5 protein-coding genes are annotated in these 7,005 nt (G+C 58.9%); 2 read left to right on the top strand and 3 right to left on the bottom strand.

Going from position 1 to position 7,005, the window contains the following annotated elements:
• Nucleotides 1-2,417, top strand: a 2,417-nt coding sequence (locus AC1DX0_RS27970) for an ATP-binding cassette domain-containing protein (protein ID WP_477357634.1), incomplete at its 5' end; no start/stop codon positions are given.
• Between the two features lie 88 nt (nt 2,418-2,505).
• Here the strand turns inward: AC1DX0_RS27970 and AC1DX0_RS27965 are convergent.
• The 3 genes from AC1DX0_RS27965 to AC1DX0_RS27955 all read right to left on the bottom strand — a co-directional run bounded on the left by AC1DX0_RS27965 (nt 2,506) and on the right by AC1DX0_RS27955 (nt 6,243).
• On the bottom strand, nt 2,506-3,507 hold the full coding sequence (locus tag AC1DX0_RS27965; RefSeq protein WP_477222590.1) for an ABC transporter permease: 1,002 nt from the start codon (nt 3,505-3,507) through the stop codon (nt 2,506-2,508).
• A gap of 2 nt (nt 3,508-3,509) precedes the next feature.
• A complete protein-coding gene (locus AC1DX0_RS27960; RefSeq protein WP_477222591.1) occupies nt 3,510-5,006 on the bottom strand; it encodes a sugar ABC transporter ATP-binding protein in 1,497 nt (498 codons plus the stop codon).
• 73 nt (nt 5,007-5,079) lie between these two features.
• Nucleotides 5,080-6,243, bottom strand: coding sequence for an ABC transporter substrate-binding protein (locus AC1DX0_RS27955; RefSeq protein WP_477357631.1), 1,164 nt, complete (start codon nt 6,241-6,243; stop codon nt 5,080-5,082).
• 198 nt (nt 6,244-6,441) lie between these two features.
• Here AC1DX0_RS27955 and AC1DX0_RS27950 point away from each other — a divergent pair.
• The coding region (locus AC1DX0_RS27950) for a DeoR/GlpR family DNA-binding transcription regulator (protein ID WP_477357628.1) at nt 6,442-7,005 on the top strand (564 nt) is incomplete at its 3' end.

The following is a 7,005-nucleotide window of genomic DNA, read 5'->3' as shown; positions in this document are numbered from 1 at the left end:
ACGCACGATGTGGCGAGGTTCATGCGCTTCTGGGAGAAAATGGCGCAGGCAAGTCGACATTGATGGGCATTGCCTCCGGGAATTTGAGCTTCGATCAGGGTTCGATCGAAATATGCGGACAAACTGTAGATCGCTTGAGCGCGGCACAGGCGCAGCGGCTCGGGCTCGCCATCGTGCATCAGCACCCGGCAGTGCTTCCTGATCTGACGGTGGCTGAAAACCTGCTGCTTGCAGTTCCAGCAGCGCTTCGAACGGATTATGCGAATGCCAATGACTGGGTAGTCGCCCAACTCCGTCGTGTTGGCTCTGCCGTTCACCCCAAGACCCGGCTGTGCGATGTCGACGTCGCACAAAGCCAACTGATAGAACTTGCCAAGGCGCTTGCGATCGACCCGAAGATCCTCATTCTTGACGAACCCACCGCGGCTCTGACAGCCGACCTTGTCGACATCCTGTTTCGCAACGTGCGCCAAGCTGCGGCTCGGGGCGCGGCGGTCATCTACATTTCGCATCGGCTGCAGGAAATCAGACAGATCGCAGACACGGTCACCGTCATGCGTGACGGTGAAGTGAAGGGATCTGCACCGGTGCGCGATGTCAGCGATGACCAGATTCTCAACCTCATTGTCGGACGCACCGTTACCAAGCAATTTCCGCCCAAATCATCCGGTGTCATGAGTGGCGCGAGTGTTCTTGAGGTCAAAGGGCTTTCGGGCGCTGATTTCGTAGACATCAACATGTCGGCGCGTGGCGGCGAGATCGTTGGTATCGCCGGCATTACCGGAAACGGCCAGAGCGACTTCCTGCGTTCGCTGGCAGGGCTTGGAAATGCCCGTGGAGCCGTCACTCTGGATGGGAAGATCGTGCCGCTCGGCAACCCTGGTGCCGCTCGTGGTGCCGGCATTATCTATCTGTCTCCCGACCGCCAGCATGAAGGCCTTTTTCCCAGTCTTTCCGTGCGCGAAAACGGCACCATTTCGGCCCTGTCACGTTTCGCGAACTTTGGTGTCGTCGACGGTTCGCTCGAACGGCGGCATATGGAAGCGCAGCGTGTGGACCTGAACATTCGCGCGGCATCGATCGAGCAGAATGTCGCCACGCTTTCCGGCGGGAACCAGCAAAAGACGATCCTGTCGCGAGCGCTCTTGGCAGAGGCGTCGCTCGTCCTGGCAGAGGAGCCGACAGCCGGGGTTGACGTGGGTGCCCGCGCCGAAATCTACCGCATCCTGCGTGACGTCGCCTCGCACGGGACATTGGTGGTGATCGTCTCATCCGACATTGTCGAGCTTGAGGGCCTATGCGACCGCGTGCTGGTCTTCTCCCGTGGCCACGTCGTGGGCGAACTCTCAGGCCAAGACGTCAATGAGGCCAATATCGGCCGGACCATGATAACGGCCACCACCCATCGCAAGACCGACCAGCAAGGACGAGATAGATCCGGCGCTACGCGCTCTTGGCTGCGAATGGTTGCCGCCGGCGACTATGTTCCAAGCTTCGTGCTTGCCGGGCTAATCGTGTTGCTGGGCTTGGTAGCGTCTGGCCACAACATTCGTTTCGTCTCAGGCTTCAACATCGAGAAAATCCTGTTCCTTTCCGCTGCGCTGGCGTTCGTCTCGTTTGGCCAGATGTGCGCAGTGTTCACCGGCAGGATCGATCTGTCGGTCGGCCCGTTGATTGGCTTGAGCCTCGTCATCGCGTCATTCTTCCTGAATGAAGGTGCCGGCATGGGGACGATAATCGTTGGCGTGTTGGCCGTGTTTGGCGCCGCAGCCCTCGTCGGCCTGACCAACGGGACCTTGGTTCGGTTCGGAAACTTCACCTCCGTCGCCGCGACGCTAGGGGTCTACATCATCATTCAGGGCATCTCGGTGTTGCTGCGGCCCTATCCCGATGGGGCCATCAGCGCCACCGTCATGGATACCATCAAAGCCACCATCGGCAGCATTCCGGTCGTGTTCATCGTCGCGTTGGTCCTGGCAATCATCCTTGAAGTCGGTTTGCGCTACAGCCGTTGGGGGATGAGCTTGCGCGCCGTTGGCTCTAACGAGAAGGCGGCGGCGCATATTGGTGTGCGCACAGGCTGGACTGTCGTCGGCGCGTTCATCGCCTGCAGCTTGCTCACGGCGCTTGGTGGCATGATGGTGGTGGCGCAGCTCGGGATAGGCGATCCCAATCAGGGCATCGAATACACGCTGGGCAGCATTGCCGCAGTGGTCCTCGGCGGAGCCAGTCTTTTCGGCGGACGCGGCAGCTTCATCGGCGTGCTGCTTGGCGCCGTCCTGATCCAGGAAGTCAATTCGTCGATGGTTTTCCTGGGTCTGTCACAAGCCTGGCAATATTGGTTCATCGGCCTGCTGACACTGATCGCAGTGGCAGTCTATTCGCAGGCCCGGTCAGCGTCCATCGAGAGGCCGTGAAACGAACTGCCGCAGACTGGAGATACAACGTCGAGTGCGCGAAGATCCGAAAAAAGGCGCGAGATCTCGCCCAACAGCAGGTCGACGCTCACTTGATGATGCCGATCTTCTTGCGATCAATGGTCACGAATACGGCGCATACCAGAACCGTACCCTTGACTATATTCTGAAGGTACGGATCGACACCAGCCATGTTCATGCCATTCGAAAGCAGTGTGATGATCAAGACGCCCAACATGGTACCGACAACGCTGCCTACGCCTCCGGTCAATGGTGTTCCGCCGACCACCACCGCGGCTATGACGTCCAGTTCAAGCCCCTCCCCGAGTTGGGCGGTGGCGGCCATGGCGCGCGCGGCTTGCAGCAAGCCGGCAATGCCGCACAAGGCACCGAGAAGCACATACATATAGATTTTCACGCGAGCGACCTGAATGCCCGTTAAAATGGCGACACGTTCTCCGCCGCCGATGGCACGAACTTCCCGCCCGAACACCGTCCTGTTGATGATGCCATACGCGACAACCATCAGCACTAAGCCAATGATCACGGAATGCGGAATGCCCAAAGTCCGATTGGTATAGACATTCAGGAATTGCTCATCCTCGATCGAGACAGGCGCGCCGCGGGTGAAAAGAAGCACGACGCCGCGATAGACAACCATCGCTCCCATGGTTGCGATGAAGGACGGCACCTTGCCCTTGGCCAGGAGAACGCCATTGATCAATCCGGCAACCGCACCGACGGCAATGGCGGGAATGATCGCCGCAGCGCCAAGGCTGTCAGCTGTCAACGCGGCTGCCAATGCCGCGAGTGCAACAATTGAACCGACTGAAAGATCGATGGAACCAGCCATGATGACGAAGGTCATGCCTAGCGCGGCAACCAGCAGCACCGTGCCTTGTTGAAGCACAATAAGAAGGTTACTGAAGGTCAAGAAGCGTGGCGATGATATCGAGAAGATCACAATGAGCAGAACGAGCATGGCAAGCGGAAAACTGCGTTTGACGACTTCGAACCTGCTTGCATTCAAGGTCGGTTCCCCGGTTGCGCTCGGTGTTGTGGTAGCGCTCGGCGTGTCGTTCGTTTCCATGGTCAGGCCATATGTCCAATGATGTCATGTTCAGTGGCATCGGCTGCCGTCTCGATGCGATGCGTAATTTGTCCTTGCCGGAGTACCAGCAAGCGGTCCGACATACCGATCAGCTCAGGCATGTCTTCTGAAGACAGGATCACGGCGAGACCCTGCGCCGCCTTCTGCTGAATGATGCGATAGATTTCCGCGCGGGCGCCGATATCGACGCCGCGTGTAGGATTGTTGAGCAGGAGCAGACGTGGCTGGACAGCCAAGCATTTGCCGATCACCACCTTTTGCAGGTTGCCACCCGAGAGTGAACGGCAGGACGCGTCGACGCTTTGCGTCTTGATGCCGAACTGGGCGATGAGGTCACCCGCGATGGCAATGGCAGCGGCGCGATCGAAGAACGGCCCACGATGCGGTGGGCGGGCCATCACCAGATTGTCGAGGAGACTGAAGTCGGCGATCAGGCCTTCATTGTGACGGTCACCCGGCAAATGAGCGACGCCCTGTCGCCAGGCGAAAGTCGGACTCGACGGCGCGTATGAACCATTTGCAAGCTTCATCGAGCCACTGCGCAAAGGCAAGTCGCCGCAAATGGCTGCGAATAGCGCTTCGGCGCCAGCGCCTTTCAATCCGGCAAGGCCGAGGATTTCGCCGGCATGTACATCCAGGCTGACGCCGTCGAGTTCGCGCCCAACGGCGACCTCGCAGGCTTCGAAGACAACAGGACCCCGTCGAGGCTTGCCTGGATCTTTCGGCGGCCGCGGCGGATAGATGCTTTTGGCGAGCTCGCGCCCCACCATGCGGCGATGAATTTCATTGGGCTCGATCTCGGCCGTGCGATATGTTCCGACATATTGCCCGTCTTTCAGGATCGTCAATTCATCCGCGACGGCAAGCACCTCGTCGAGATGATGGGAGACGAAGGCTACAGTCATCCCCTGCCCTTTGAGCTCGCTGATGACGCGAAGGACAGCCTGAACCTCTCGATGATCGAGATAGGCGGTGGATTCGTCGAGAAGGAGGATTTTCGGGTTTGTAGACAGCGCTCGGGCGATCTCGATGCATTTCAGCTCGCCGAGATTGAGGCTGCCTGTGTCGGCAGAGACCGATATTTGCGCGCCAATCCGTTCGAGGATAGCTTGCGCCGCCAATTCCATACGCCTGCGATCGACAAAACCGAGAGGGCCGGCGAACTGTCGCAGACGATTGATGAAGATGTTTTCGGCAACGGTCAGCGAACGGTTGATCGTGATTTCCTGGTATACAAGCGATACGCCAAGGGCCGCCGCTCCGACAACGCTTGGTGGAGCATATCTTGCTTCATCCAAGGTCATAGCGCCGCTGTCAGGCCGTTCCGCGCCAGCAAGCATACGCAAGGTCGTCGATTTGCCGGCTCCGTTTTCGCCGACGATGGCGTGAACCATACCGGGCCGGAGCACCACGGATACGCCATCCACGGCACGTGTCTGGCCATAGCTTTTGTGCAGGTCGCTCGCGGTAAGTGTCATGAATTGACTACGCCCAAATGCCAGGCAGGGCCTGGCTGCAACCGTGGGATTGCTGGCAGGCCCAATCGGACGTTCAGTTGCTATACTGCATCTCGAACACGGCCGGCTTGGCGTCCTTGTTGTAGAAGCGGGAGTGCTGCCGGAAATCATATGTCGGCACGCCGCCGGGAAAGTCCTTCTCARACTGCGCGACGCGATCCTTGGTCAGCGGCAGCAGCTTCAGCTTGACATTGTCGGCGCCGGCGGGAACCGGAATTCCCTTGATCTGATCGAAAAGGGCGACAAGGGCGAAGCCGCCCTGAAGCCAATGACCGCCAATATCGAAAAGCAGGTCGCCGGACTTTACCGCATCGACATTCTCAGGGTTGAGATCCATTCCGACGACCATGACGTCCTTGCCGGGCGCTTTGCCGTGATTCTTGAGAGCAGCCATCACGCCGGTCGCAGTGCCGCCGTTCGCAGCCCAGACGCCGGTGATGTCCGGATTGCCCTGGAAGAGCGATTCAAACGCGGTCTGTGACGTATCACGGACGAAATTGCCATCGACTTCGCCGGCGACGCGCACATCGGGCGCTTCCTTGAGAGCGTCTTCCAGCCCCTTGCGACGATCAATGGCGACCGAGGTGCCGGTGGTGCCGTTCACCACGCCGATCACTTTCTTGCCATCCGACCCCGGCTTGATCGCTGCGAACAGCGCCTTGGCCATTTGGTATCCGGCGTCTTCATCGCTCGGCCCGATAAAGGCGATGTAGTTGGGGAAACGCTCGGTCTGAGGCGAAAAATCCGGGTAGCTGTCAGTGAGGATGACCGGTATCTCGGCTTCCTTCGCCAAGGTAAGCCCGCGAGCAGCAGTGGCCCAATAGGGCGTAAAGACAATGCCGTCCACCTTTTGGGCCACCAGGTCCTCAAGCGACTTGACCATCTGGTCGGGCTTGTTGTCGGCGTTGAGCACGACGAGCTTTACACCAAGCTCGTCCGCTCCCTTCTTCATGAAAGCGACATAGCTGTTCCAGAATTGTGCATCCAAGGTCGGCACGACAACGCCGACCGTGGGTTGATCGGCGGCGACAGCCGCCGTTGACAAGAAAGCCGCGGCAGCGGCGCCGACAAAGGCCGATTTCAGCTTCGACAAGAAAAGCATGGTTCCTCCAACCCGGTTCGCAACAGAGCCCAAACGCTCTAAAATCACTGACTTGATTTCTATTTTTGACAAGAACTGCGCGCTTGCCAGCGCCAACTGACGAAGTTTGACGGCTATCGCTTACCACATGTGATCAAAATCAGTCAAAATAATTCTAATAAGACCAAAAGCGGCAGGAATTCGCTCATCCACACCACAAACCAGTGGGCTCGCCGGATGAATTCGTGATATTCGCGATGCTGGGATCGCTGTGATTCCGGCGAGCGCGTTGCTGCACTGTGCGGAGATACGACCGTGGCAAGGAATGTACGAAAATCTGCGGTGGAAGATATGGCGCCCTCAGCGTCCGCCGGATCATGGGAAGACGATGGCGGGCGTGGACGGGTCGATGTGATCCCGGCCAAGCGCCATGCTTTCATTCTCGAATGCCTTAAACGGGAAGGAACCGTCGGCGTTCAGGAACTCATCGATCTCATCGGCGCATCACCTTCGACCATACGGCGCGACCTCGAGACACTGGAACGGCAGGGAGCATTGGAGCGAACGCATGGCGGAGCGATGCTTCAACGCACTGAACTCGCCACCTTCGAGCCGGATCTCGCCACTGCCGCACACTTCGCCAGGGCCGAGAAGGAGGCCATAGGTGCGGCCATGATGTCGGAACTTCGCGCCGGGCAGAGTGTCATTTTCGACGCAAGCACGACAGTTCTGGAAGTCGCCCGCGCCATCGCGGCTGCGCCCATTGCGCTTACGGCCGTCACCAACAGTCTCGCGATCGCGCAGATACTCGCAACCGTGCCGGGCGTACGCCTCGTCATGCTTGGAGGCACCTGTAAGCCGGGTTCCCTAACTCTGGTT

The sequence above is a fragment of the Mesorhizobium sp. P3_A9 genome (assembly GCF_056402975.1).
The sequence above is the reverse complement of the archived record's forward strand: the minus strand, read 5'-3'. Positions and strand labels throughout refer to the sequence as shown.

Bases quoted from the DNA above. Each gene is read 5' to 3' on its own strand.
- AC1DX0_RS27965 (WP_477222590.1), bottom strand. From the start codon at position 3,507: ATGGAAACGAACGACACGCCGAGCGCTACCACAACACCGAGCGCAACC.
- AC1DX0_RS27960 (WP_477222591.1), bottom strand. From the start codon at position 5,006: ATGACACTTACCGCGAGCGACCTGCACAAAAGCTATGGCCAGACACGT.